At 67.5% G+C, this 25282-nt stretch carries 22 protein-coding genes; 3 read left to right on the top strand and 19 right to left on the bottom strand.

All coding sequences use genetic code 11. The features are described from left to right. From PKB_RS05770 to PKB_RS05690, 17 genes are all read right to left on the bottom strand, one after another. A complete protein-coding gene (locus PKB_RS05770; RefSeq protein WP_156958116.1) occupies window positions 1–504 on the bottom strand; it encodes an O-acetyl-ADP-ribose deacetylase in 504 nt (167 codons plus the stop codon). Window positions 505–559: 55 nt separating this feature from the next. Continuing rightward, a complete protein-coding gene (locus PKB_RS05765; protein WP_043249802.1) occupies window positions 560–892 on the bottom strand; it encodes a PA3694 family proteiin in 333 nt (110 codons plus the stop codon). Continuing rightward, entirely contained in the window at window positions 889–1803 is a 915-nt protein-coding gene (locus PKB_RS05760; protein ID WP_043249801.1) for an alpha/beta hydrolase, read from the bottom strand. The genes PKB_RS05765 and PKB_RS05760 overlap by 4 nt, the downstream gene beginning before the upstream one ends. After that, window positions 1800–2546, bottom strand: a complete 747-nt coding sequence (locus tag PKB_RS05755; RefSeq protein WP_043249799.1) for a TIGR00266 family protein — start codon at window positions 2544–2546, stop codon at window positions 1800–1802. Before PKB_RS05755 ends, PKB_RS05760 begins: the two co-directional genes overlap by 4 nt. A 46-nt stretch (window positions 2547–2592) precedes the next feature. Further along, window positions 2593–3897, bottom strand: coding sequence for a flavohemoglobin expression-modulating QEGLA motif protein (locus PKB_RS05750; protein ID WP_043249797.1), 1305 nt, complete (start codon window positions 3895–3897; stop codon window positions 2593–2595). Continuing rightward, a complete protein-coding gene (locus PKB_RS05745) occupies window positions 3894–4457 on the bottom strand; it encodes a hypothetical protein (RefSeq protein WP_043249796.1) in 564 nt (187 codons plus the stop codon). Before PKB_RS05745 ends, PKB_RS05750 begins: the two co-directional genes overlap by 4 nt. A 58-nt stretch (window positions 4458–4515) precedes the next feature. Continuing rightward, the gene (locus PKB_RS05740) at window positions 4516–5229 is read right to left on the bottom strand and encodes a TetR/AcrR family transcriptional regulator (protein ID WP_043249794.1); all 714 of its coding nucleotides are present in this window, start codon (window positions 5227–5229) and stop codon (window positions 4516–4518) included. Window positions 5230–5756: 527 nt separating this feature from the next. Further along, a complete protein-coding gene (locus PKB_RS05735; protein WP_043249792.1) occupies window positions 5757–6773 on the bottom strand; it encodes an IS110 family RNA-guided transposase in 1017 nt (338 codons plus the stop codon). Window positions 6774–6974: 201 nt separating this feature from the next. Further along, entirely contained in the window at window positions 6975–8495 is a 1521-nt protein-coding gene (gene lysS, locus PKB_RS05730; protein WP_043249791.1) for a lysine--tRNA ligase, read from the bottom strand. A 117-nt stretch (window positions 8496–8612) separates the two neighbouring features. Next, window positions 8613–9708 (bottom strand): peptide chain release factor 2 gene (prfB, locus tag PKB_RS05725; protein WP_156957993.1). Its coding sequence is split into 2 segments (ribosomal slippage): window positions 8613–9635 and window positions 9637–9708, totalling 1095 coding nucleotides; the frame shifts between segments, so codons are not numbered across the junction. Window positions 9709–9801: 93 nt separating this feature from the next. Next, complete coding sequence (locus PKB_RS05720) at window positions 9802–10767, bottom strand: response regulator (protein WP_156958115.1); 966 nt, start codon at window positions 10765–10767, stop codon at window positions 9802–9804. A 77-nt stretch (window positions 10768–10844) separates the two neighbouring features. Further along, window positions 10845–11852: a chemotaxis response regulator protein-glutamate methylesterase gene (gene cheB / locus PKB_RS05715; protein ID WP_043249784.1), complete on the bottom strand. Its 1008-nt coding sequence runs from the start codon at window positions 11850–11852 to the stop codon at window positions 10845–10847. 267 nt (window positions 11853–12119) lie between these two features. Continuing rightward, window positions 12120–14408: a hybrid sensor histidine kinase/response regulator gene (locus PKB_RS05710; RefSeq protein ID WP_043249782.1), complete on the bottom strand. Its 2289-nt coding sequence runs from the start codon at window positions 14406–14408 to the stop codon at window positions 12120–12122. Then, a complete protein-coding gene (locus PKB_RS05705; protein ID WP_043249780.1) occupies window positions 14405–15079 on the bottom strand; it encodes a chemotaxis protein CheW in 675 nt (224 codons plus the stop codon). The genes PKB_RS05710 and PKB_RS05705 overlap by 4 nt, the downstream gene beginning before the upstream one ends. After that, window positions 15072–16313 carry a CheR family methyltransferase gene (locus tag PKB_RS05700; RefSeq protein WP_043249778.1) on the bottom strand — a complete coding sequence of 414 codons (1242 nt, stop codon included), beginning with the start codon at window positions 16311–16313 and terminating at the stop codon, window positions 15072–15074. Before PKB_RS05700 ends, PKB_RS05705 begins: the two co-directional genes overlap by 8 nt. Then, complete coding sequence (locus tag PKB_RS05695; RefSeq protein ID WP_052355191.1) at window positions 16310–16825, bottom strand: chemotaxis protein CheW; 516 nt, start codon at window positions 16823–16825, stop codon at window positions 16310–16312. The genes PKB_RS05700 and PKB_RS05695 overlap by 4 nt, the downstream gene beginning before the upstream one ends. Next, on the bottom strand, window positions 16800–18419 hold the full coding sequence (locus tag PKB_RS05690) for a methyl-accepting chemotaxis protein (RefSeq protein ID WP_043249774.1): 1620 nt from the start codon (window positions 18417–18419) through the stop codon (window positions 16800–16802). Before PKB_RS05690 ends, PKB_RS05695 begins: the two co-directional genes overlap by 26 nt. Before the next feature lie 247 nt (window positions 18420–18666). Here PKB_RS05690 and PKB_RS05685 point away from each other — a divergent pair, with 247 nt between their 5' ends. Then, entirely contained in the window at window positions 18667–19029 is a 363-nt protein-coding gene (locus tag PKB_RS05685; protein WP_043249772.1) for an EF-hand domain-containing protein, read from the top strand. A 51-nt stretch (window positions 19030–19080) separates the two neighbouring features. Here the strand turns inward: PKB_RS05685 and PKB_RS05680 are convergent, their stop codons facing one another. Together PKB_RS05680 and PKB_RS05675 are read right to left on the bottom strand one after the other, a co-directional pair. Further along, window positions 19081–19824 carry a YkgJ family cysteine cluster protein gene (locus PKB_RS05680; RefSeq protein WP_043249770.1) on the bottom strand — a complete coding sequence of 248 codons (744 nt, stop codon included), beginning with the start codon at window positions 19822–19824 and terminating at the stop codon, window positions 19081–19083. Window positions 19825–19919: 95 nt separating this feature from the next. Continuing rightward, a complete protein-coding gene (locus tag PKB_RS05675) occupies window positions 19920–20861 on the bottom strand; it encodes a class I SAM-dependent methyltransferase (RefSeq protein ID WP_043249768.1) in 942 nt (313 codons plus the stop codon). 187 nt (window positions 20862–21048) lie between these two features. On the opposite strand from PKB_RS05675, the gene PKB_RS05670 reads away from it, so the two are divergent. Both PKB_RS05670 and PKB_RS05665 read left to right on the top strand, forming a co-directional pair. Further along, on the top strand, window positions 21049–22671 hold the full coding sequence (locus PKB_RS05670) for a methyl-accepting chemotaxis protein (protein ID WP_043249765.1): 1623 nt from the start codon (window positions 21049–21051) through the stop codon (window positions 22669–22671). A 209-nt stretch (window positions 22672–22880) separates the two neighbouring features. After that, window positions 22881–25244 carry a DNA polymerase II gene (locus PKB_RS05665; protein ID WP_043249762.1) on the top strand — a complete coding sequence of 788 codons (2364 nt, stop codon included), beginning with the start codon at window positions 22881–22883 and terminating at the stop codon, window positions 25242–25244. The last annotated feature ends 38 nt before the right edge of the window (window positions 25245–25282 follow it).

Genomic DNA, 25282 nt, shown 5'->3' with positions numbered 1-25282 from the left:
CTACGCCAGCAATCGGCGGTAAAGGTCGGCCATGTCGCGGGCAAAGGGCACCAGCAGCAGGCGCTCCAGGCTGCTGTCGGCTGCGCGCGGGCGGCGCATCTCGAGGATGGCGATGGTCGCCGCCGCATCATGGGGATATCCGTAGATGCCGCAGCTGATCGCCGGGAAGGCGACGCTGCGCAGGCCATGCTGCTCGGCCAACGCCAGGCTGTTGCGGTAGCAGGCGGCCAGGAGTTCCGCTTCGTCGTAGTCACCACCGCGCCAGACCGGCCCGACGGTGTGGATAACGTGCGTAGCCGGCAGGCGGAAGCCGGGGGTGATGCGCGCTTCGCCGGTCGGGCAGCCGCCCAGCGTGCGGCAATGGGCGACCAGTTCGGGCCCGGCGGCGCGGTGGATGGCGCCATCGACGCCGCCGCCACCGAGCAGCGAGCTGTTCGCCGCGTTGACGATGGCATCGACCCGCAGCGTGGTGATGTCGCCCTGCCAGACCTCGACTTCGGGAATGTTCATGCCGGCGCCCTCCGCAAGGTCTTCATCCTACCCCCGGATAGCGGGGGCTTCAGCGGACTTGCTGCGGGGTTTCCTGGCCGGCGCAGCGCACCGCGTGCTTCTTGTTGTCCACCAGCACGCCGGAGAGGCCTTTCTGGGTCATGTCGAACAGCACCAGCACGCCGTCGATGCACTGCGCGACCTGGTTGGCCGGCTCCAGCGACAGCTTCACGTCTTCCCCGGGAACGCTCTTGAGCATGGTGAAGTCGGCCAGCAGCAGGGCGTCCTCTTCCTTGGCGAAGTGCAGGTAGCCATAGGCCCAGAGCACGCCGACGCTGACGATGATGGTGCCGATCGAGGTGAGGATGTACGGGATCATGTTGCGGTCGGTGCTGGTAGTCATTTTTCGCCCTGGGACTTGGCCGGCTGCGCCGGCGTATCGGTATTGGGGACTTCGGCCAGGCGGCGCAGGCCGCTGAGGTGCTGCGGGTCGTCGAGGAAGCGCAGCATCACTTCGCGGAAGGTCGGTTCGCCGAAGGTTTCCACGTGGCGGCCACGGGTCAGTTGGAAGACTTTCGGCGGCCGCGCTGCCTTGTACAGCTTCAGGCCGTTGTCGAGGGGCACGATGGTATCGTCGATGCTGTGAAAGAACAGCACGGGTGCGCCAGTTAGTCGCGGCATGGCGCGGACCGCGCTGTCGCCGTCGGGCACCGCCCAGGACAGCGGCACCTGCAGCGGCCAGGTCAGCCAGGCGCCGGCGAGCATGTACCGAGCCACGTCGCGGTAGCTGGCCGGCACGCCGTCGAGGACGATCGCCTTGAGTTGGGCGACGCGCTGCGGATGCTCGGCCAGGTAGTGCACGCCCATGGCCCCGCCCAGGCTCTGGCCGAGCAGGATCAGCGGCTTGCCCTGCGCTTCCGGGGCCTTGTCCAGCCAGGCGAAGGCGGCGTCGATGTCCTTGTAGACCTCAGGCAGGCTCGGTGCGCCGGTGGAGTGGCCATAGCCGCGGTAATCGAGCATCAGCACCTGGTAGCCCTGCTCCGGCAACCAGAAGGTGCCGCCCAGGTGCCAGGCCATGTTGCCGCCGTTGCCGTGCAGGTGCAGCACCGTTCCCTTGACCGGCACCCCGGGCTTGGCCGGCAGCCACCAGCCGGCGAGCTTCTCGCCGTCGGCGGTGGTGATGGTGACGTCGCGGTATTCCAGCTTGGCTTTCGCCGGGGTGATGGCGACATCCGGGCTGGGATAGAACAGCAGCGAACTGCAACCGGCCAGGCTGGCCAGCAGGGCGAAGAGAGCGAGACGCAGGCGCTTCATTCGTTGTCGGTCCCCGCCTCGCCCCGAGCATGCTGGGTGGCCTCGCAAATGCGCTGGGCCATGCGCGAGAACGGCAGGCTCTGCAGCCACACGGTGCCGCTGCCGCTCAGGGTGGTCAGCAACAGCCCCTCGCCACCGAACAGCATGCTGCGCAGGCCGCCCGCCAGCTGCACGTCGTAATCGATGCCCTCGGTGAAGGCCACCAGGCAGCCCGTATCGACGCGCAGCGTCTCGTTGTGCAGCTCGCGGCGGATCAAGGTGCCGCCGGCATGCACGAAAACCAGGCCGTCTCCTTCCAGTTTCTGCAGGATGAAACCCTCTCCCCCGAAGAAGCCGGCGCCCATGCGCTTGGTGAAAGCGATGCCGATCCGCGTGCCGTAGGCCGCGCAGAGGAAGGAGTCCTTCTGGCAGATCAGCCGGCCGCCGATCTCGCCCAGTTGAACCGGCACCACGTTGCCCGGATAGGGTGCGGCGAAGGCCACCTGCTGCTTGCCCTCGCCTTCGTTGGTGAAGTGGGTCATGAACACCGATTCGCCGGTCAGCTTGCGCTTGCCGGCACTCCACAGCTTGCCCAGCAGGCTACCGTCGGAGCCGTCGCCCATGCGCACGGCGAAGCGGATGCCGCCGGTCATGTAGTTCAGCGTGCCGGCTTCGGCGATCACGGTCTCCCCGGGGTCCAGTTCGATCTCCACGGTCTGCATGAAGTCGCCGAGGATGCGGTAGTCGATGGCATGGCTGGTCATGGCGCGCTCCTTGCCGCCCGGGCAGGTGCCACGCGGGCGGCGCGGCTCAGAGGATGTTTGCGTAGTCCGCTTCGATACGGTCCAGGCTCAGGTGGTTGAGGAAGTTGGAGAAGCACATCCAGGCCGAGAGCGCGTTGAGGTCGCGGAACTGCGGCGGCAGGTACTTCGGCGGCACCACCAGGCCTTCGTCCACCAGTTGGCGCAGGGTGCGCATGTCTTCCAGGGTGGCCTTGCCGCAGAACAGCAGCGGGATCTGCTCGAGCTTGCCCTGGCGCACGGCGAGCTGGATGTAGTTGTAGATGAGGATGAAACCCTTCAGGTACGACAGGTCCTTGGTGAACGGCAGCCCATTCGGCGTCGAGCCGCGGAACACCCGGCTGGCGTTCTGGTAGCTGCTTTCCGCCTCGTAGCCCTGCTCGCGGTAGAAGTGGTAGACCTCGAGGAAGTCGGCGCCGTCCTCGGCCATGTGGATGGCGCGGGTGCGGTTGGTCAGCTTGCGCAGGCGCGTCGGGTAGGAAGCGAAGGCGATCACCTCCATGAGGATCGCCAGGCCTTCCTGGGTCACCGTGGACGACGGCGGGCCCTTGGAGAGGAAGGTACAGATCGGCTGGTTGAGGCCGTTGAGCGTGGTGCCGACGTGCACCAGGCCCTCGTGGACTTCCAGAGCGCGCACATCACGCTCGTTGAACAGCGCGTCGGCGCGCACCTTGATGTAGTCGGCGCCGGCCGCGGCGTCCGCCACTATGCCGTCCGACTCGAACACGCGGATGGTGTTCTCCGCCTCGCCGAACACCGCGTTCAGGCGCTGCTGGAGCATCTCCACCACCTGGCCGGCGTTGAGCGTCTTGGGCTCGTCCTTGAGGTCGCCGCGATGGGCGATGTTGTTCAGGTAGTCCGAGAGCATCAGGCCGAGGTCGGCCAGGGTCGGGTCGCCGGCGTGGAAGGCATCGGAGGCCGAGCCGTAGAGCTCCTGGGAGATCAGGCCGAAGTCCTGGGTGCCGCGCGCTTCGAGCATGCGGATGACCATGCGGTACTCGCGGCACATGCGCCGCATGATCTGGCCCACCGGGTTGAACTGGCCGAGCTGGCGCGTGATGTCGCGCTCCAGCACCTGGAATTCCTGCTTCTTGGCCGCGGAATCGAAAGCCAGCGGGCGGCTGTCGTAGTAGCTGCGATCGACCTTGGGCGCATGCTTGCCGCGGCCCTTGAGGAAGTCCTCGCGGATCGAGTCGTCCCACTTGATCGCGTCGAGCACGCGGATCGGCGTCTGCGCCTCCACCAGGCGGTCGGAGAGGCCGCGGATGATCTGCTGGTACTCGCTGGGTGTGCTCTTCTTGCGCCGCGTATTCATTGGCGTTCTCCCTGGGGGACTCGCTGGAAGCGTAGCGCTTCGCCGAAGGCATCGGCGTTGGCCGGGTCGTCGAGGAAGGCGTAGACCTTCTCCAGGGGGCTTGCGATCAGTGCGCCGGCGCCTTGCTGGCTGTCCACCTTCTGGCCCTGCAGCTGGGCCTTGTCGATGGCTTGCAGCACGGCCTCGACGTCCACCGAATAGACCACCAGCTCGTCCTTGTCGGTGATCTCGAAGCCGCCCAGCACGTAGTTGCCGCCTTCGCTCTTGGGCAGGCTGGCCGAGAAGTACCAGCGCTGGCCATGGTGGGCGACGGTGAAGGGCAGGTCCTCGGCGCTGTCGGTGTTGCCGTTGTTGCCGTAGTAGCTGAAGGCGCGGTAGAGGCCGTCGCTGGTGCGGCTGACCTCGAGGATCTGCTCCTCGCCGTATTCGTCGATCCGCGACCACTGGCCGAGCAGCGAGGCTGGCGCGGCATCCTTCGCCGGTATCGGGTCCTTGAAGGTCACCAGGCAGCCACTGAGCAGAACAACGCTCAACAGCAGCAGGGCGCGCCAGGCTTTCATCGGAATCTCCTCAGGGGCCGCGGGCGGCACGCCGGATGGTGTGGGACGCGGGCGGGCCTCAGAGGCCCAGCACCAGGTACAGGTATCGGGTCAGGATGGCGCGCATTTCCACCGTATCCAGGTGCTCCACGCCGTCGAGAAGGCCCTGATACTCCATCTGCAGAATGATGGCCGTCAACACCTTGGCGTCCTGCTCCGGCTCCCGCGAACCGAGCACCTGGAAGAAGTGCACGACGCCCAGGGAAAGGATGCGCCTGTGGCTCTGCGCCAGCTCTTCCAGGCGCGGATTGAGCAGCGCTTCCTGGCGGAAGGCATGCTCGGCAAGCAGATGCTCGCGGCGCTCGGTGAGCTGCACGCGCACGTACTGGATGGCCAGCTCGGCGATGGTGTCGGCGAGTTCGCGGCGCGAATCCGGGCTGCCCGACAGGCGCGCGACCATGGACTGCAGGTCGCCTTCGACGCTGGCCCAGAAGTCCGACATCGCCTCGGCGCTGCGTTCGACGAAGAGCGCGAAGGTGTCGGTGAGCAGGTCCTGGATGTCCTTGAAGTAGTAGGTGGTGGCCGACAGCGGCACGCCGGCCTCGGCCGCCACGGCGCGGTGGCGCACGGCGCGCACGCCGTCGCGGATGATGATGCGCATGGCGGCGTCGAGAATCGCCTGGCGGCGCTGCTCGCTGCCCTGCCGACTGGCCTTGCGACCCTGGTACTGGACACTCTCGGCCACCGCGCTGGCGGCCTGGGCGGCACTGTCACTCTGGGACACTGGGGACACGGGTTTTCCTCCGCTCGCGGGCGATGGCGCATTGTTCGGGCTTTTCCCCGGCGAATCAATCGGCGGCGTCTGCCGCCGGGTGGGCATCTTTGGGCCGCGCATCGCGGATAAGGTTCGCCGGGGCCAGGAGCGAGCTTGCTCGCGAACCGCACGGCACGAATGCCGACCCTGTAGGGCGAATAACCCCGAAGGGGTTATCCGCCATTCTCGTACCGGGCTGCGGCGCATAACCGCGAACGCGGTTATGCGTATATGGACTCCTCCCGGTTTGCCAGTGTTTGGCGGGGATTTCGAACCTAGGTACGACTGCGTCCGTATATCCGGCTTCATGGAGCGGTGTGGCAGCTCCCGAGCCCTGATGAAATGCGCGCCTGTATGTCTGATCGCCCTAACGGCTTTGCTTCACGGCAGCAGGGAGCCCGCGGATAACCCAGGTTTCATACAGGCCGGTTCGACCGGTTCGTCATCAATGCCATTCACTGTGCAATCGTGGTGGAGCGTTTCTACAGCGGTGTTGCCGGTAACGCTCAGGCGGGTTGGTAGGTGGTTTCCCGACTGAGCAGGGCCCAGACGATCCGGGCATTCTTGTTGGCCAGGGCAACGGCGACGGCGTTGGCATTGCATCGTTGCAACAGGCCTTGCAGCCAGCGACTGCGAGCATCGGTCTTGTTGGCGCAACAGCGTACGACCGAGCGGGAGCCATGGGTGAACAGGGTGCGCAGGTAGGTATCGCCACGCTTGGTGATCCCGCCCAGGCGCTGCTGCCCGCCCGTGGAGTGTTGCCGTGGCACCAGGCCCAGCCAGGCCGCGAACTGACGCGCCGTGCGGAATTGCCGGGCATCGCCGACCGCTGCCACCACCGCGCTGGCGGTGAGCGGGCCGATGCCTTCCACGGCCAGCAGGCGCTGGATGCGCGCATCCTCGCGCGCACTGCGCTTGATCACTCGCTCCAGTCGCTCGATGCGGGCATCCAGCGCCTGCAACTCCTCTTTCAAGCCGCTCAACAACTCGCCCATCGGCGCCGGCAAGGGCACCGGCTCGGCAGCGGTGACCGTCTCGAGCAGTTCGACCGTCGCCGCGCGCCCGCGTCGGCTGGCGACCAGGCCGAATTCGCCGAGCAAGCCGCGAATTTCGTTGCACAGTGCCGTACGGGCCCGGACCAGACGGCTGCGAATGCGATGCACGGACTGCCCGGCCTGCTGCTGCGCACTCTTCACCGGCACAAAGCGCATGCTCGGACGGCTGGCCGCCTCGCAGATCGCTTCGGCATCGTGGGCATCGTGTTTGTCACCCTTGACGTAAGGTTTGACGAACTGCGGTGCAATCAAGCGGACCTCGTGCCCCAGCCCCTGCAGCTCTCGCGCCCAATAGTGCGCACTGCCGCAGGCCTCCATCGCCACCAGGCAGGGTGCCAGCTGGCGAAAGAAATCCAGCATCTGCGCCCGCTTGAGCTGCCGCCGGCACACCACGCGCTCGTGGCTATCGACGCCGTGCACCTGAAATACCTGCTTTGCCAGATCCAGACCAACGCGACTAATGTTCATGCTGACTCCCCCTCCGGGACTTGTGGCTACACCATCAGTCTGGCGCTTGACGCCGTAGGAGGGAGGAGTCCATTTCATTGCCCTACGGGTGGAAATGGCGCGGGGATTCTCGCGGATGAATCCGCTCCTACAGGGTATTGGCTGCTTCTCGCGGGCATGAAAAAGCCGCCCGAAGGCGGCTTCTTCAACAGCTTCCGGCGCTTACGCCTGCGGGCGCATGTGCGGGAAGAGGATCACGTCGCGGATCGACGGCGAGTTGGTCAGCAGCATCACCAGGCGGTCGATGCCGATGCCTTCGCCGGCGGTCGGCGGCATGCCGTATTCCAGCGCGTTGACGAAGTCGGCGTCGTAGTGCATCGCCTCGTCGTCACCGGCGTCCTTCTCCTTCACCTGCAGCATGAAGCGCTCGGCCTGGTCTTCGGCGTCGTTCAGCTCGGAGTAGGCGTTGGCGATCTCGCGGCCACCGATGAACAGCTCGAAGCGGTCGGTGACGCTCGGGTCGTTGTCGTTGCGGCGGGCCAGCGGGGAGACCTCGAACGGGTACTGGGTGATGAAGTGCGGCTGTTCCAGCTTGCTCTCCACCAGCTCCTCGAAAATCATCACCTGCAGCTTGCCCAGGCCTTCGTGGCCGAGGACCTTGGCGCCGGCCTTCTTGGCGATGGCGCGGGCCTTCTCGACGTCGTTCAGGTCAGCCGCGGTGATGTCCGGGTTGTACTTGAGGATGGCGTCGAACACCGACAGGCGGGCGAACGGCTCGCCAAAGTGGAAGACCTTGTCGCCGTAGGGCACGTCGGTGCTGCCGAGCACAGCCTGGGCCAGCTCGCGGAACAGCTCCTCGGTCAGGTCCATGTTGTCTTCGTAGTCGGCGTAGGCCTGGTAGAACTCGAGCATGGTGAACTCGGGGTTGTGCCGGGTCGAAACGCCTTCGTTACGGAAGTTGCGGTTGATCTCGAAGACCTTCTCGAAACCGCCGACCACCAGGCGCTTGAGGTACAGCTCCGGCGCGATGCGCAGGAACATGGCCATGTCCAGCGCGTTGTGGTGGGTTTCGAAGGGCTTGGCCGCGGCGCCGCCGGGGATGGTCTGCAGCATCGGGGTTTCCACTTCGAGGAAACCGCGGTCGCTGAGGAAGCGGCGGATGTGGGCGATGACCTGGGAACGCACGCGGAAGGTGTTGCGGGTTTCCTCGTTGACGATCAGGTCGACGTAGCGCTGGCGGTAGCGCTGCTCTGTGTCGGTCAGGCCATGGTGCTTGTCCGGCAGCGGGCGCAGCGACTTGGTCAGCAGGCGCACGTTGGTCATGTCGACGTACAGGTCGCCCTTGCCCGAACGGGCCAGCACGCCTTCGGCGCCGATGATGTCGCCCAGGTCCCAGGTCTTGATCTCGGCCAGGGTCTCTTCCGGCAGGGTCTTGCGGTTGACGTAGACCTGCAGGCGGTCGCTGCTGTCCTGCAGGACGATGAAGGAACCGCGGTTGAGCATGATGCGACCGGCGACCTTGACCGGGATGGCTGCGGCTTCCAGCTCTTCCTTGGTCTTGTCGGCGTACTGTTTCTGCAGGTCCGCGAAATAGGCGTCGCGGCGGAAGTCGTTGGGGAAGGCGATGGCCTTGGCCTCGCGCACGGCGGCAAGCTTTTCCTTGCGCTGCGCGATCAGCTTGTTTTCTTCCTGTTGCCCATCGTCTTGAACAGAAGCGTGCTGGTCGAGTTGTTGGTCGCTCATGGTTGTTCTATCTGCCTGGCGTCAAATCAAATGAAGGGATACGTGTAGGAGCGAGCTTGCTCGCGAAACTCTTCGACAGGTTCGCGAGCAAGCTCGCTCCTACAATGGGGCTCCGCGTCAGAGCCCTTGTTTCAGGCTGGCTTCCAGATATTCATCCAGATCGCCGTCGAGCACCTTGTCGCAGTCGCTGCGCTCGACGCCGGTGCGCAGATCCTTGATCCGCGACTGGTCGAGTACGTAGGAGCGGATCTGGTGGCCCCAGCCGATGTCGGACTTGGAGTCTTCCAGGGCCTGCGAGGCGGCGTTGCGCTTCTGCATTTCCAGTTCGTACAACTTGGCCCGCAGCATCTTCATGGCGGTGTCCTTGTTGGCGTGCTGGGAGCGTTCGTTCTGGCAGGCCACCACGGTGTTGGTCGGCACGTGGGTGATACGCACCGCGGAGTCGGTGGTGTTCACGTGCTGACCGCCCGCGCCGGAGGAGCGGTAGGTGTCGATGCGCAGGTCGGCCGGGTTGATCTCGATCTCGATGTTGTCGTCGATTTCCGGCGAGGCGAACACCGCGGTGAACGAGGTGTGGCGACGGTTGCCGGAGTCGAACGGGCTCTTGCGCACCAGGCGGTGCACGCCGATCTCGGTGCGCAGCCAGCCGAAGGCGTACTCGCCCTTGATGTGCACGGTGGCACCCTTGATGCCGGCGACTTCGCCCTCGGAGAGCTCGACGATCTCGGCGTCGAAGCCGTGCTTGTCGGCCCAGCGCAGGTACATGCGCAGCAGCATGTTGGCCCAGTCCTGGGCCTCGGTGCCGCCGGAACCGGCCTGGATGTCCAGGTAGGCGTTGTTGGGGTCCATCTCGCCGCTGAACATGCGGCGGAATTCCAGCTTCTCGAGGATCTCGCGCAGGCGCTCGACTTCGGTGGCGACGTCGTTCACGGCGCCTTCGTCGTTCTCTTCGACGGCCATGTCCAGCAGGTCGCGGGAATCGGCCAGACCGCCGGTGAGCTCGTCGAGGGTCTCGACGATCTGCGCCAGGCTGGCGCGCTCGCGGCCCAGGTTCTGGGCGTATTCCGGGTTGTTCCAGACGTTCGGGTCTTCGAGCTCGCGGTTTACTTCGACCAGGCGATCATGTTTCAGATCGTAGTCAAAGATACCCCCGAATAGACTGGGTGCGTTCGGAGAGGTCCTTGATGCTGTTGACGATCGGGTTGATTTCCATGGCGGGCAGCACTCACGGTTCTATAGGCGTGGAAAAACCCGGAAGTATACCCGAGAACGCCTACCGTGAGCTGCCCTGTGTCAGACGGATGGCCTAGCCCGCCGCCTGTGCCACCCCGACCTGGTTACGCCCGCCGTGCTTGGCGTTGTAGAGCGCGCGGTCGGCCTGCTCGATCAGGTCCAGGCAGCTCTGCCCGGGCTGTGGCGTCAGGGTCGCGACGCCCAGGCTGATGGTCAGCGAGGCGCCCGGCGCCGGCACTTCGTGGGCGATGCCCATGGCCTGTACTGTCAGGCGCAGCTTTTCCGCCAGCAGGCGCGCGCCGCCTGGCGAGGTGCCCGGCAGGATGATGGCGAACTCCTCGCCGCCGTAGCGCGCCGGCAGGTCGGAGGAGCGGCTGCAGCTCTCGCGCAGCGCGCCGGCCACCTGGCGCAGCGCCTCGTCGCCGGCGACGTGGCCGAAGGTGTCGTTGTAGTCCTTGAAGTGATCGACATCGATCAGCAGCAGCGACAACTGGCTCTGCTCGCGCAGCGCACGGCGCCACTCCATTTCCAGGTATTCGTCGAAGTGCCGGCGGTTGGACAGCCCGGTGAGGCCGTCGGAGTTCATCAGGCGCTGCAGCACCAGGTTGGTTTCCAGCAGCTTCTGCTGGCTCTCGCGCAGAGCGCGGTAGGCCTCGTCGCGCTGCTGCAGGGCGAGGAACGAGCGCGAGTGGTAGCGTACCCGCGCCACCAGCTCGATGGCGTCGGGCAGCTTGACCAGGTAGTCGTTGGCGCCGACGGCGAAGGCCGCGCTCTTCACCTGGGCCTCTTCCTTGGTCGACAGGACGATGATCGGGATGTCGCGGGTGGCCGGGTGCTCGCGATAGCGGCGCACCAGCTCGAGGCCGTCGCAGTCGGGCATCACCAGGTCCTGCAAGATCACCGTCGGGCGGATCTGCAGGGCCAGCTCGACAGCCTGGGCGGGGTCGGAGCAGAAGTGGAAGTCGATGCTCGGGTCCTCGGCCAGCGCGCGGCGGACCGCCTCGCCGATCATGGCCTGGTCATCGACCAGCAACACCATGGCCTTCGAATCGTCGGGATTGTTCACGGGGTATTCGCTCTCGCTTGAATTCGTCACTGATACGGGCTCCGAAGGGTTCAACCGAACAACTGGCCCAACCGCCTGGCGATTTCGTCCAGGGAGCGGATTTCCGTTGCCGCGCCAATCGCCGCGGCGGCCTTGGGCATACCGTAGACGGCGCTGCTGGCCTGGTCCTGGGCGAGGGTCAGGAAGCCGCGCTCGCGCAGGTGCTTGAGGCCCTCGGCACCGTCGCGGCCCATGCCGGTGAGCAGCACGCCCACCGCCGAGCCGACCCAGTTGTCGGCCACGCTGTCGAAGAACACGTCGATCGATGGCCGGTAGATATGCCCGCCCGGCTCGGCGGAGTACGCCAGCTCGCCGCTGCGCAGCAGGCGGATGTGGTCGTTGCTGCCGGCCAGCAGGATGCAGCCGGGTTGCGGCGTTTCGCCGTGGCGCGCCAGGCGCACCGGGATCGGCGACTGGCTGGCCAGCCACTCGGCCATGCCGGCGGCGAAGCTTTCGTCCACGTGCTGTACCACCACCATCGCCGCGGAAAAGCTCGCCGGCAGCTGTGCGACCAGCTCGGCCAGGGCTGCCGGACCACCGGCCGAGGCCCCTACCGCCACCAGGCGTCGCGCTGCCGTCGAGGTCACTTCGCGGCTGTCGGCCTGGGCCCGCGGCCGGCTGTTCGGCGGCGCGCTCAACCAGGCCAGGTTCTGCAGCTTGCGCAGCAGCGGCCGTGCCGCCTCGCGCAGATCGCCCTCCAGGGCCGGAGTGGTCACCGCATCCACCGCGCCGCAGCCCATGGCGTCGAACACCCGCGACAGGTTCTTCTCCAGATCGACGGTGACCACGATGATCGGGCACGGGCACTCGGCCATGATCCGCCGCGTCGCCTCGACGCCATCCATCACCGGCATCAGCAGATCCATCAGCACCACGTCGGGCGCGTGCGCGGCGCACATCTGCACCGCCTCGGCGCCATTGTTGGCGACCCAGACCACGCGGTGCGCGGGGTCCAGCGCCAGCACCCGGCGCAAGGCCTCCACCGCCAACGGCATGTCGTTGACGATCCCTACTTTCATCTTAGGGTCTGCTCCCGTTTCGGCACGAGCCGCGTTGCCGCGTCAAATGGCGCCAGGCTAGGCGCGGGACGCCGGCAATGGTCGGTCCCTTGGCAAGTCCCGCAACGACGCATGGCGCCATTTGCCGCGCAACCCGAAGGGACGGGCCGCATTTTGCGCAGTGCTGCGTTACTCGTCGTTCATTTGGAATAACCAAACCTCTCTCCTCGCGCCTAACCCTGCGCAAAATGCGGCTCCGTCGCGGCCGCGCCGAATCGGGAGCAGACCCTAGGCTCCTCCGATGAGGTCCGCTACCGCATCCAGCAAAGCTTCGTCATGGAAACTGGCCTTGGCCAGATAGTAGTCGGCGCCGGCATCGAGCCCGCGGCGGCGGTCTTCCTCGCGGTCCTTGTACGACACCACCATGACCGGCAGCCCCTGCAGCCGTGCGTCGCGGCGGACCAGTTCGACCAGTTCTATACCGTCCATGCGCGGCATGTCGATATCGGTGATGAGCAGATCGAAGGGCTCCGAGCGCAGCGCGTTCCAGCCGTCCATACCGTCCACCGCCACCGCCACCTCGTAGCCGCGGCCGAGCAGCAACTTGCGCTGCAGTTCGCGCACGGTGAGCGAATCGTCCACCACCAGCACGCGCTTGCGCTGACCGGCGCTCTGCCGGCCCTGGCCGTCGATGCGTTCCAGGCGGCCGCTGGCGAGCAGCTTTTCGACCGAGCGCAGCATGTCTTCGACATCGAGGATCAGCACCGGCGTGCCGTCGTCCAGCAGGGCGCCGGCGGACACGTCGCGGACCTTGCCCAGGCGCGCGTCCAGCGGCATCACCACCAGGGTGCGCTCGCCGATGAAGCGTTCCACCGCCACGCCGTAGATGTTGTCGCGTTCACGCAGCAGCACCAGCGGGATGTCGCCCTTGGGCGTAGAGCCCTCCGGTCGCTGCAGCAACTGATGCGCCGCCACCAGGCCGACATGCCGGTCCTCGTGCCAGAACTGCTGGCGACCCTCGACCTGGACGATCTCCTCGCGCGCCAGGCTGCGCATGCGTTCGATGTGCGCCAGCGGAAAGGCGTAGGCCTCGCCGCCGATCTCCACCACCAGACTTCGCACCACCGACAAGGTCAGCGGCACCTCGACGTGGAAGTGCGTGCCCTGCCCCGCCCGCTGCTCCATGCGCACACCGCCGCGCAGCTGGCGCACCATGTGCTGCACGGCGTCCAGGCCGACACCGCGGCCGGACACCTCGGTGACCTGCTCGCGCAGGCTGAAGCCGGGCAGGAAGAGGAACGCCAGCAGCTCGTCCTCGGACAGCCGCGCGGCGGTCTCTTCGGTTGCCAGCCCGCGCCGGACGACGCCTTGGCGCAGGCGCTCCAGATCGACACCCGCACCGTCGTCACGCAGATCGAGCACCAGCATGCCGGCATGATGCCGCGCCAGCAGGCGGATCGTGCCCTGCTCCGGCTTGCCGGCCAGGCGACGCGCCTCGGGGCTTTCGATGCCGTGGTCGACGGCGTTGCGCAGCAGGTGGGTGAGCGGTGCTTCGAGCTTCTCCAGCACCTCGCGGTCGACCTGGGTGGACACCCCGTCCACCTCCAGGCGCACCGACTTGCCCAACTCGCGGCCGAGGTCGCGGACCATCCGCGCCTGGCCACCGAGCACATCGGCGAACGGCCGCATGCGGCAAGCCAGGGCGCTGTCGTAGAGATTCTGCGCGCGCTGCCCGGCGTTCCAGGCGAAGGCGTCCAGCTCGGCGATCTGTTCTCCCAGCACCTGCTGGCATTCGCCGACCAGCCGCCGCGCGTCGGCGAGGAAGGCCTGGGCCTGCGGGTCGAGGCTGTTGCCGGCGACGTCGCGGGTGCCGTCGAGCAGGCGACTGGCGCTCGCCTGCAAGCGCTTGAGGCGTTGCAGCGCGGCCAGTTGCGGCTGCAGGCGCTGGGAATCGACCAGCGCCTTGCTGGACAGGTCGAGCAATTGGTTCAGGCGCTCGGCGGTGACCCGCAGGACCCGCTCGCTGCCCTCCTCGCTGGCCCGGCGCCGGGGCGCATCGGCGACGGGCTTCGGCTCGCTGGAGGGCTGCGCTTCAGCGACCGGCTGGGCCTTGGGCGCAACCTGGGGCTCAGGCTCGACCGGCAATGCGACTGAAGGTTTGGGGGCCGGCTTGGGCGCCGGCGTCCCCAGGAGCTCTTGCAGGCGCTGCACCATTCCCGGAACGGCCTGGCTGGCCTGTTCAGCGCGCGCGGCGTCGGTTGCGGCGACATGCAGCAGGATGTCGGTGCCTGCCAGCAGCGCGTCGATGTGTTCGGGAGTGAGCAGCAGGCGCCCCTCCTGGGCGGCCACCAGGCATTCCTCCATGACGTGCGCGACCTGCACGGCGCTGTCCAGGCCGACGATGCGCGCCGCGCCCTTGAGCGAGTGCGCCGCACGCATGCACGCCTCCAGCTCATCGGCACGGCGCGGTTCGCGTTCGAGCACCAGCAGGCCACGGCCGAGCGCCTGGGTCTGCGCCTCGGCCTCCAGACGGAACAGCTCCAGCAGCGAGGCGTCCTTCATCTGCTCCGGGGTCATGCCAGGCTCCGTGCGGCGGCGGCGAGCAACGCCGGGTGATCGAGTACGCGCACGCTGCGCGAACGCCATTGCAGCAGGTCGCGGGTCAGGCTCGTCGGATTGGCGGCCGCAGGCTCGGCGGACAGCGCCAGCGGGAAGATGCCCTCCACCTCGTCCACCGGCGTCAGGATCGGCCCGCCTTTGGCGGCGAGGATCAGCATGCGCGGCTGGCGTCGGCCCTCGGCCTCCAGCGCCGGAGCTGAATCCAGGCCGAGCAGCTCGGCCAGCGACAGGCAGGCCACCAGGGTGCCGCGCACGTTGGCGACCCCAAGCAGCACCGGCGAGCGCTGGTGCGGCAGCGAATGAACGCTCACCGCCGGCGCCACCTCGACCAATGCCAGGGTGCGCAAGGCCAGCCACTCTTCGCCGATGCGGAAGATCAGGTGCGCTTCGCCGACGGCTTCCTCGGCACCATCCGGGTTATCCACAGCAGGCGCGCTCTCGTTGCCTTCCAGCGCGTAGCGGTCCAGCAGGCGGATGGCGGCGCCGGCGTACACCGGGCAATTGCGGCAATGCACGTGTTCGGCCAGGCGTTCGCAGCTGCGGTCGCCGCGGATGCCGATGCGGTTCCAGCAGTCGTCGATGACCATGTCGCCGTGCGCCAGGCGCAGGCTGTAATCCTGTTCACGCATCGCGCTTCACTCCTCGCGCCGCCCGCTCCTGCAGGCGCCGCGCGCCCTCCTCGTCGCCGCGCGCGGCAAGCAGCGCGGCCAGGTGCAGCAGGCTTTCCTGATGGTCGGGTTGCAGGTACAGCGCCTTGCGGTAGAACGCCTGGGCCTGCTCGGCATTGCCCTCGGCGTCGGCCAGCAGGCCGAGCCAGTAGTAGGCCTGGGCGGCCGGGCCATGGGCGGCCAGGTAGCGCTCGCAATGCTGGCGGGCTTCTTCGCTGCGGCCCTGGTTGGCCAGGCGGGCGATTTCCGCGAGTTCGTCGGCAGCGCCAGTGACCACCGGAGACGGGCGCGGCGCCGGACGCTCGATCGCCTGGCGAACCGGCTGTGGCCGTGGCGCGTGGGTATGACGCACCTGCGGGCCCCAGGGTTTTGCCACGGGTGCCGGGCGCTCAGGCGCTTGCGGCGCCTTGCGCAGGAAGGCGAACGACTGCGCCACGCCGAGCGGCCGCAGGCCCTGGCTGGACAGCAGACTGGCCTCGGCAGGGCCAATGAACAGCACGCCGTCGTCGCGCACCAGGCGCAGCAGCACCTGCACCGCGCGGTCCTGGGTGGCGCGGTCGAAGTAGATCAGCAGGTTGCGGCAGAACAGGTAGTCGTAGGGCTGCTCGCCGGCCAGCAGCCCCGGCGCCAGCAGGTTGCCCTGGCGCAGGCGCACGCGGCGGCGCACCCGCTCGTCGAGCCGGTAGTCCTGGCCTTCGGCGGTGAAGTAGCGGTCGCGGAAAGCCAGGTCGTTGCCGCGGAACGAATTGCGCCCGTAGCGCCCGTGGGCGGCACGCTCCAGCACCACCGGGCTGACATCCAGCGCGTCGATCTGGAAGGCCGTCTCGGCAAGCCCGGCGTCGAGCAGCGCCATGGCGATCGAATAGGGTTCCTCGCCGCTCGAACACGGCAGGCTGAGTACGCGCAAGGGACGCGCGCCGGCAAGCTCGAGCCCCCGGCGCACGGCCAGTTGGGCGAGCGCGGCGAAGGATTCGGGGTAGCGGAAGAACCAGGTTTCCGGCACCACCACCGCCTCGATCAGTGCCTGCAGCTCCTCGGCCGAGCCTTGCAGGTGCTGCCAGTAGACGTCCAGGTCACCGTTGGCGAAACGGTTGGCGCACTGGCGCACCGCGCGGGCGATCAGTGCCTCGCCGATGGAGTCGGCATCCAGCCCGATGCGCTCCTTCAGCAACTGGAAAAAGCGCGTGTCGCTCATGGCTGCTCGGCCTCGGCGTTCTGCAACAACAACTCGCGCACGTGATCGGGCAGCAGCTCATCGACCTGCACGCGCTGCAGCAGCCCTTCCGAGTCCACCATCACCGGTCCCAAGTAGCGCGCTTCACCGCGCTCCAGGCCGTACTCGCGGAAAGCCGCGGGGTCGCGGCGCAGGGTCTGGCTGGCCTGTTCCAGGATCAGCCCCAGGCGGCGCGGCGGACCGTTGCCGGCAAAGCGGTAGTCGACCAGCACCAGGCGCGTACTGGTGAGGCGCGGCGACGGGCGACCGCAGGCGACCACGCTGAGGTCGAGCACCGGCAGCAGCTCGCCACGGTGGCTGTACAGCCCGGCGACCCAGGCCGGCGCCTCCGGCACCTGCTTGAAGCGCGTCAGCGGCAGCACCTCGGCGATCTCGTGCACGTCGAGCGCGTAGCGGTCCGCCCCGAGGCGGAACTGCAGGTACAGACGGCCGCCGTTGGCCACGCCCTCAGACCTTGAAGCGGGAGACGCCATTGCGCAGTCCGTTGGCCACCAGGTTGAGCTCGTCGATGGCGAAACTGGCCTGGCGCAGCGACTCCACGGTCTGCCCGGTGGCCTCGCCCAGCTGCACCAGCGCCTGGTTGATCTGCTCGGCGCCGGTGGCCTGGGCCTGCATGCCCTCGTTGACCATCTGCACGCGCGGCGCCAGCGCCTGCACCTGGTGGATGATCTGCGACAGCTGCTCGCCGACCTGGCCGACCTCGGCGATGCCGCGGCGCACCTCTTCGGAGAACTTGTCCATGCCCATGACCCCGGCCGACACCGCCGACTGGATCTCGCGGACCATCTGCTCGATGTCGTAGGTGGCCACGGCGGTCTGGTCGGCCAGGCGGCGCACTTCGGTGGCCACCACGGCGAAACCGCGGCCGTACTCGCCGGCCTTCTCCGCCTCGATGGCGGCGTTGAGCGAAAGCAGGTTGGTCTGGTCGGCGACCTTGACGATGGTGGTCACCACCTGGGTGATGTTGCCGGCGCGCTCGTTGAGGATCGCCAGCTTGGCGTTGACCAGCTCGGCGGCGCCCATCACCTGGTGCATGGTCTCCTCCATGCGCGCCAGGCCCAGCTGGCCGGAGCCGGCCAGGGTGGAAGTCTGCTCGGCGGCGGCGGACACCTCGTTCATGGTGCGCACCAGGTCGCGCGAGGTGGCGACGATCTCCCGCGAGGTCGCGCCGATCTCGGTGGTGGTCGCGGCGGTCTCGGTGGCGGTGGCCTGCTGCTGCTTGGAAGTCGCGGCGATCTCGGTAACCGAGGTGGTGACCTGGATAGCCGAACGCTGCGCTTGCGACACCAGCCCCTTGAGCTCCTCGGCCATGCCGTTGAAACCGGTCTCGATAACGCCGAGCTCGTCGTTGCGGTCCAGCGTCAGGCGGGTGGTCAGGTCGCCGCCGCTCATGGCTGCCAGACCTTTCACCACATAGCCCACCGGCGCGGTGATGGCGCGCGTCAGCAGAAGACCGCAGACGCCAGCCGCGATAACCGCGAACAGCAGCGATACGAGCATGGTCAGCTTGGCCAGCTGCACTTCACGGACGATGGTTTCGGTGGCGCCGTCGGCGATCCGCTTGTTCAGCGTGATCAGATCGTTGAGGGTCTTTCGCCCTGCGTTCCAGCTCGGCGCGAGCTGTTCAGCCAGCTGCTTGCGGGCAGCTTCGTGGTCCTTGCCATTGAGCTCCAGCAGCTGCATGAGCTGGCGCTGGAAGTCCTCGGCCTGTTGGCTGAACTGCGCCAGCATGCGTCGGTCCTCGTCCTCGTGCACCGTGGTCCGGTAGCTGGCGATCCGCTCGAGCAGCAACTCGTGGTTGTCGTCGAATTCCTTGCGAACCTTGGCGTCCAGGGGCTTGCCGTCGCCCAGGCCGACCAGCGTCTGGGTGTCGAGCATCATGTCGGTCCAGGCCGAGCGCACCAGGGCCAGCGCGTAGATCCCCGGCATGGCGTCCTCGCTCCCCCGGCGGGCGTCGCGCTCGACCGCCAGCAGGCGGAGGTAGGAGAACACCACCATCAGCAGCATGATTGCGATGACCACGGCGAAGCTGCCGAGGATGCGTTGGCGGAGAGTCCAATTCTTCACAGCGTTCCCCCGGTCAAGGTTCGATGATCCGCCGACGCCCCCCGGGCATCGGGACCAGTACGCGGTTTCGTACAGGTCTAGCGGAAATGACTGCCTATAGTATCTGCAGCCTCACGTGTCGACGACTGATTCCCGAGCAATTTGCTGCTCACCGCACGGGTGAAAGAACGTAGGCACGCGTCGCGCGCCCATGCATTCATCGAGAAGGGCGACGCCACTCTTCCAACCGCTGACCCGGAGCCACGCCATGCCCAATATCGCCCGATCCCTGACCACCACTCTCCTGTTCGGCCTGCTCTGCGCAAGCCAGGCCCACGCCGCCGACACCGGAGCCGGAGCCGGAGCCGGAGCCGGAGCCGGAGCCGGAGCCGGAGCCGGAATCGACGGTAGCCGCCGCGAGATGATGCAGCAACGCGTGCAGCAGTTCTTCAAGCAGATGGATGCCAACGGCGACGGCAAGATTACCCACGACGAGTACATGGCCAACGCCGAGCGCCAGTTCAAGCGCCTGGATACCAACCACGACGGCGTGATCGACCAGAACGAACTGCACAACCTGCGCAACATGATGCCGCGCGCCGGCCAGGGCGGCGGAATGCCGCTCCCCTGAGCGGTCGCCCGCGTCGATACGCAGGCGCTGAAGAGCTCGCCCGGGTAAGCCTCAGGCCACGCGCAGGGAGATGAAGGCGCAGTTCTCGTTGAGCAGCGCGGCGATCATTGCGCCGGTTTCTTCCAGCTGCTTGGCCAGCGCATCGTTGGAGACATGCAGCGACCAGTCGGCTTGCGGTGCGACCTCGCCGGCGGCCAGCACTTCGTCCAGCGCGGCGAGGAAGGCCTCGCGCTGCGGCAGGTAGGCGGTGAAGCCGTCGCCCTTGAGCGCCGATGTGTGGATGCCCAGGCGCTCGCAGATGGCCGCCTTGGCGGCGATCTCGTCGCGGTCGGCCTGGCGCGAACGCTCGATCAGCTCGGCCAGCTCGGCATCGACCAGCTGGTTGCCGACGATCAGCTCCGGGCCGGCCTGCCAGACTTCCGGCGGGCAGTCCTTGTTCTCCGCGCGCAGCGGGATGTGCGGGTTGATCTCCATCGGGTAGATGCGGCACACCAGCGGCCGGCGCTCGTAGATGCCGCAGCGCATGTCGCTTTGCAGGTTGCGGCAGGCACCCTGGTTGAAAGCAGCGAAGGTGATGGCCAGGTGCGCGCGGGTCTGCCCGCAACGGACCGCCAGCGAGCGCTTGAACACGTGCTCCTGCTGGCCGGCCGGCAGGCCCGAACCGTCTTCCAGCACGGCCTCGACCAGCACGATCAGGGTGCCGCCGTCCGCCGCCCAGTCGCGGGCCTCGCTCAGGGTCAGGGGCACATGGTGGTCATGGCAGCACTTGCCGCAGCCATTGCAGGAAAAGCGCATGAGGGGTCGCTCCCGAAACAGTCTCGTTGACGGAAAACCGGCGTTTTCCGCGTCATGGCCTGTCAGGAGCAGATTGTGTGCCAGGTGTTACGGCGTCAGTCCCGAAGGGCGAACAACAACACCTTCAACGCCGCATCCGCATCGATATCGGCGAACTCCGGCGGATTCTCCAGGCGCTCGACGAAGCTCAGCTGCGGCGCCTCGGCGGCCATCGTGTCGATGAGGAAGGCCGGCGCCACGGACGGGTCGTTGACGCAGGCCAGCACGCGGCCGCCCGGTGCCAGCAGTTCCGGCAGGCGGCGGAGGATGCGCGGGTAGTCCTTGCCGAGGGCGAAGCTGCCCTTCTGGAACGACGGCGGATCGATCACCACCAGATCGTAGGGGCCGGACTTCTTCACCTTGCCCCAGGACTTGAACAGCTCGTGGCCGAGGAACTCCACGCGCGTCAGGTCGTGGCCGTTCAGGCGATGGTTGTCACGCCCGCGGCTGAGCGCGGCGCGCGCCATGTCGAGGTTGACCACGTGCTCGGCGCCGCCGGCAATGGCCGCCACCGAGAAGCCGCAGGTATAGGCGAACAGGTTGAGCACGCGCAGGCCCCGGGAGCGCTCCTGCAGCCACTGGCGGCCGTAGCGCATGTCGAGGAACAGGCCGTTGTTCTGCTTGCGCCCGAGGTCGAGCAGGTAGCGCAGGCCGTTCTCCTCGATCACCCGCTCCTCCGGCACCACGCCGATCAACGCCTGCATGGTGCTTTCCGGCAGGTAGCGATGCTGCAGCAGCAGCGCTTCGGCGCCGCTCGTCCGCCACTCGGGGGTTTCACCGATGGCCAGCAGCAGGGCCTCCAGCGCAGCCAACTCGTCTGGTTCGGGTTCACGGAACAGCGACACCAACAGCACGCCCTGCAGCCAGTCGGCGGTGACGTGCTCCAGCCCCGGATAACGCCGGCCGCGCCCGTGGAACAGGCGGCGCACCTCGGAAGGCGGCGCGCTCAGGGCGGCGAGCAGGTGCTGCTGAAGGGTTTCGAGGGCTTGGGCATTCATGACGGCGGACGACGCAGGAAAAAGGGGCGACATTCTGGCCAGGTTCTGGAGGAAAGAGAACCCGCTGGTCACCTAACCTCTCTGGACGATTGCGTTTGCCGGAGCAGGCAATAGCATCACCTGGCCATCATCCACGGAGCGGATACCGGAAGGCTCCACATTCATCAAGGAAAATAGGGAAATCGAGATGTTAAGAGCCATCAGCATTGGTCGTCGCGCAACCCTCGGCTTCGCCGCCATGGGCGCACTCCTGGTCTTCCTCGGGGTCTTCGCCCTGCTCAAGCTGTCTGCCTTGCGCGATGTATCGCAGGAGATGGACGACACCTGGATGCCCGGCATCAACCAGATGACCGAACTGTCCACGCAGATCAGCCATATCCGTCTCGAATCCATGCGCCTGCTGGTGAGCAACGACAGCGCCATCCGCCAGCGCAGCCTGGACCGCATAGAGCAGGCCAGGCGCGCGCAGGAAGAGGCCTTCCAGGCCTACGCCAAGCTGACCGCCGGCAACGACGAGGCGGCCAGCACAGACGCCCTGCGGCAAGCCGTCGACAGCTACCTGGGGCTGGTCGACGAACTGATCCGCGACGTGCGCGGCAACGATACCCAGGCCGCCCTGGCGCTGATGAACGGGCCCATCGCCCAGCAAGGCGGCAACGTGCATCAACGCTTGCAGGAGCTGATCTCGTTCAACCGCATGGGCGCCCAGGAAGCCGCCGATCAGGCCGAACGCCAATACCAGCAGGACCGCCTGGTGGTGATTGGCGCGCTGTTGCTCAGCATTGTGCTGACCTTCGCCCTGGCCGTCCTGCTCACCCGCAGCATCGTCCAGCCGCTCAGCCACGCGGTGCAGGTGGCGCGCACCATCGCCGGCGGCGACCTCAGCCAGCGATTCAGCATCGAGGGCAAGGACGAGGCGGCGCAGCTGCTGCACGCCCTGGGCGACATGCGCGAAAGCCTGCGCGCGACCATTCGCGGCATCGGCCAGTCGGCCACCCAGCTCGCTTCGGCAGCGGAGGAAATGAGCAGCGTGATGGAGCAAAGCACCCGCGCGCTGCAGGCGCAGAGCGACCAGATCGAACAGGCCGCCACCGCCGTCAACCAGATGACCAGCGCGGTGGAAGAAGTGGCGCAGAACGCCTCCTCCACCTCGGCCGCCTCCAAGGAAGCCATAGCCGCGGCCGAAGCCGGGCAAGCGCGGGTCGGCGAGACCAGCGACGCCATCGGCACCCTCGCCGGCGAGGTCGGCCAGGCTTCGCAGCAGGCCGAACGCCTGGCCAGCCAGGCCCAGGACATCGGCAAGGTGCTGGAGGTGATCCGCAGCGTCGCCGAGCAGACCAACCTGCTGGCGCTCAACGCCGCCATCGAAGCGGCCCGCGCCGGCGATGCCGGGCGCGGCTTCGCAGTGGTGGCCGACGAAGTGCGCTCGCTGGCCCAGCGCACGCAGAGCTCGACCCGCGAGATCGAGGAACTGGTGGCAGCCATCCAGTCCGGCAGCAGCCGGACCGTCGAAGCCCTGGCCAGCAGCGGCGCCCACGCCGAGCGCACGGTCGGCCGCACCGGCGAGGCCAGCGCCTCGCTGGAAGCCATCCTCGCCCGCATGTCGCTGATCAACGAACGCAACCTGGTGATCGCCAGCGCCACCGAGGAACAAGCGCAGGTAGCCCGCGAGGTGGACCGCAACCTGACGACCATCCGCGACCTGGCCCAGCAGACCTCGGCCGGCGCGACCCAGACCAGCGCCGCCAGCCACGAGCTGTCGCGCCTGGCGGTGGACCTCAATGCGATGGTGACCCGGTTCGTGGTGTGACCGAGGCGGAGCGCTGCATTTCATAGGAGCGAGCTTGCTCGCGAACCGCACGGCACCGTGTTCCCCTGTAGGAGCGGCCCATGGCCGCGATTCGCGCGCATGGCGCGCTCCTACAGGATTCGCTTCGGCGCGGGATTTTCGCGGATAAGATCCGCTCCTACGGCTCCGGTAGAATGGCGGTCTGATCGATTCTTCCCTGAGGTCCCCCGGTGGCTGCACAACAAGGCTTCGTCCTCACCCGGCATTGGCGCGATACGCCCGCCGGCACCGAGGTGGAGTTCTGGCTGGCCACCGATGCCGGGCCGCGTCGCTTGCGCTTGCCGATTCAAACCTCGGTCGCCTTCATCCCCGCCGAACAGCGCGCCCGCGCAGAGCATCAGCTCAAGAACGAAACCGGCGTCGAACTGCGCCCGCTCGGCCTGCGCGACTTCGAGCAGCGGCCGGTGCTCGGTCTTTACTGCCAGCAGCATCGCCAGCTGATGGACCTCGACAAGCGCCTGCGCTCCGCCGGCATCGAGGTGCTGGAGGCGGACGTCCGCCCGCCCGAGCGCTACCTGATGGAGCGCTTCATCACCGCGCCGGTCAGTTTCAGCGGCACCGCCGATGCCGAGGGCGTGCTGATCGATGCGCAGCTCAAGCCGGCACCCGACTACCGGCCCACGCTGAAGCTGGTGTCCCTCGACATCGAGACCGACATCCGCGGCAACCTCTACTCCATCGCCCTCGAAGGCTGCGGCCAGCGCCAGGTGTACATGCTCGGCCCGGCCAACGGCGACGCCTCCTGGCTGGACTTCGACCTCGCCTACTGCGACAGCCGGGGCGAGATGCTCGAACGCCTCAACCAGTGGCTGGCCGAGCACGACCCCGACGCGATCATCGGCTGGAACCTGGTGCAGTTCGACCTGCGCGTGCTGCGCGATCACGCCGAGCGGCTGAAGATTCCCCTGCGCCTGGGCCGCGACGGCGAGCCCATGGGCTGGCGGCAGCACGGCAGCGGCAACAACCACTACTTCGCCTCGGCCGCCGGGCGGCTGATCATCGACGGCATCGAGGCGCTGCGCTCGGCGACCTGGAGCTTCCCCTCCTTCAGCCTGGAAAGCGTGGCGCAGACCCTGCTCGGCGAAGGCAAGGCGATCGACAACCCCTACGACCGCATGGCCGAGATCGACCGCAAGTTCGCCGAGGACAAGCCCGCGCTCGCCCACTACAACCTCAAGGACTGCGAGCTGGTCACGCGCATCTTCGAGAAGACCGGCATCCTCCACTTCCTCCTCGAACGCGCCAGCGTCACCGGCCTGCCCGCCGACCGCAGCGGCGGCTCGGTGGCGGCCTTCACCCACCTGTACCTGCCAGCCATGCACCGCCTGGGCTTCGTCGCGCCGAACCTCGGCGGCAAGGCCCCGGAAGCGAGCCCCGGCGGCTTCGTCATGGACTCGCGGCCCGACCTCTACGAGTCGGTGCTGGTGCTCGACTACAAGAGCCTGTACCCCTCGATCATCCGCAGCTTCCTGATCGACCCGGTGGGCCTGGTCGAGGGCCTGCGCCAGCCGGACGACGAGCACTCGGTGGAAGGCTTCCGCGGCGCCCGCTTCTCGCGCAGCACGCACTGCCTGCCGGCGATGGTCGAGCGCGTGTGGCAGAGCCGCGACGCCGCCAAGCGCGAGGGCAACAAACCGCTGTCCCAGGCGCTGAAGATCATCATGAACTCCTTCTATGGCGTGCTCGGCTCCAGCGGCTGCCGCTTCTTCGACCCGCGCCTCGCCTCGTCCATCACCATGCGCGGGCACCAGATCATGCGCCGCACCCGCGAGCTGATCGAAGCCGAAGGGCACCAGGTGATCTACGGCGACACCGACTCCACCTTCGTCTGGCTCGGCCGTGCCCACGCGGAGGAGGACGCCGAGCGCATCGGCCGCGCGCTGGTGCAGCGGGTCAACGGCTGGTGGAAGCAGCACCTGCGCGACGAATTCGGCCTGGAAAGCGCCCTGGAGCTGCAGTACGAAACCCACTACCGGCGCTTCCTCATGCCGACCATTCGCGGCGCCGAGGAAGGCAGCAAGAAGCGCTACGCAGGCCTGGTGCAGCGCGCCGACGGCAGCACGGAAATGGTCTTCAAGGGCCTGGAAACGGTGCGCACCGACTGGTCGCCGCTGGCCCAGCGCTTCCAGCAGGAGCTCTACGAGCGCATCTTCAAGCGCCAGCCCTACCAGGACTATGTGCGCGAGTACGTGCGCCAGACCCTGGCCGGCGAGCTGGACGAGCTGCTCGTCTACCGCAAGCGCCTGCGCCGGCGCCTGGACGACTACGAACGCAACGTCCCGCCGCACGTGCGCGCGGCCCGCGCCGCCGACGAATACAACCAGAGCCTGGGGCGGCCGCTGCAGTACCAGCACGGCGGCTGGATCAGCTACCTGATCACCACCGCCGGCCCCGAGCCGCTGGAAAACCTGCGCTCGCCCATCGACTACGAGCACTACCTGAGCCGCCAGCTGCAGCCGGTGGCCGACGCCATCCTGCCCTTCGTCGACGACGACTTCACCCGCCTGATCAATCGCCAGCTGGCGTTGTTCTGAGCGCCATCGCGAATCTTCACACCGCTTTCACGCCGCCC

This window comes from Pseudomonas knackmussii B13, assembly GCF_000689415.1.
In the GTDB taxonomy this organism is placed as follows: Bacteria; Pseudomonadota; Gammaproteobacteria; order Pseudomonadales; family Pseudomonadaceae; genus Pseudomonas; species Pseudomonas knackmussii.
Note: the sequence above shows the minus strand (reverse complement) of the source record. Positions and strands in the feature narration are given on the sequence as shown.

What these genes read in the sequence shown, in the direction of transcription:
- PKB_RS05710 (WP_043249782.1), bottom strand. Translation starts at nt 14,408, where the DNA reads ATGACCCCGGAGCAGATGAAGGACGCCTCGCTGCTGGAGCTGTTCCGT.
- PKB_RS05670 (WP_043249765.1), top strand. Translation starts at nt 21,049, where the DNA reads ATGTTAAGAGCCATCAGCATTGGTCGTCGCGCAACCCTCGGCTTCGCC.
- PKB_RS05680 (WP_043249770.1), bottom strand. Translation starts at nt 19,824, where the DNA reads ATGCGCTTTTCCTGCAATGGCTGCGGCAAGTGCTGCCATGACCACCAT.
- lysS (WP_043249791.1), bottom strand. Translation starts at nt 8,495, where the DNA reads ATGAGCGACCAACAACTCGACCAGCACGCTTCTGTTCAAGACGATGGG.
- PKB_RS05745 (WP_043249796.1), bottom strand. Translation starts at nt 4,457, where the DNA reads ATGAAAGCCTGGCGCGCCCTGCTGCTGTTGAGCGTTGTTCTGCTCAGT.
- PKB_RS05760 (WP_043249801.1), bottom strand. Translation starts at nt 1,803, where the DNA reads ATGAAGCGCCTGCGTCTCGCTCTCTTCGCCCTGCTGGCCAGCCTGGCC.
- PKB_RS05675 (WP_043249768.1), bottom strand. Translation starts at nt 20,861, where the DNA reads ATGAATGCCCAAGCCCTCGAAACCCTTCAGCAGCACCTGCTCGCCGCC.
- PKB_RS05755 (WP_043249799.1), bottom strand. Translation starts at nt 2,546, where the DNA reads ATGACCAGCCATGCCATCGACTACCGCATCCTCGGCGACTTCATGCAG.
- PKB_RS05765 (WP_043249802.1), bottom strand. Translation starts at nt 892, where the DNA reads ATGACTACCAGCACCGACCGCAACATGATCCCGTACATCCTCACCTCG.
- PKB_RS05695 (WP_052355191.1), bottom strand. Translation starts at nt 16,825, where the DNA reads ATGGCGTCTCCCGCTTCAAGGTCTGAGGGCGTGGCCAACGGCGGCCGT.
- PKB_RS05720 (WP_156958115.1), bottom strand. Translation starts at nt 10,767, where the DNA reads ATGGTGTTGCTGGTCGATGACCAGGCCATGATCGGCGAGGCGGTCCGC.
- PKB_RS05700 (WP_043249778.1), bottom strand. Translation starts at nt 16,313, where the DNA reads ATGAGCGACACGCGCTTTTTCCAGTTGCTGAAGGAGCGCATCGGGCTG.
- PKB_RS05705 (WP_043249780.1), bottom strand. Translation starts at nt 15,079, where the DNA reads ATGCGTGAACAGGATTACAGCCTGCGCCTGGCGCACGGCGACATGGTC.
- PKB_RS05750 (WP_043249797.1), bottom strand. Translation starts at nt 3,897, where the DNA reads ATGAATACGCGGCGCAAGAAGAGCACACCCAGCGAGTACCAGCAGATC.
- PKB_RS05735 (WP_043249792.1), bottom strand. Translation starts at nt 6,773, where the DNA reads ATGAACATTAGTCGCGTTGGTCTGGATCTGGCAAAGCAGGTATTTCAG.
- cheB (WP_043249784.1), bottom strand. Translation starts at nt 11,852, where the DNA reads ATGAAAGTAGGGATCGTCAACGACATGCCGTTGGCGGTGGAGGCCTTG.
- PKB_RS05685 (WP_043249772.1), top strand. Translation starts at nt 18,667, where the DNA reads ATGCCCAATATCGCCCGATCCCTGACCACCACTCTCCTGTTCGGCCTG.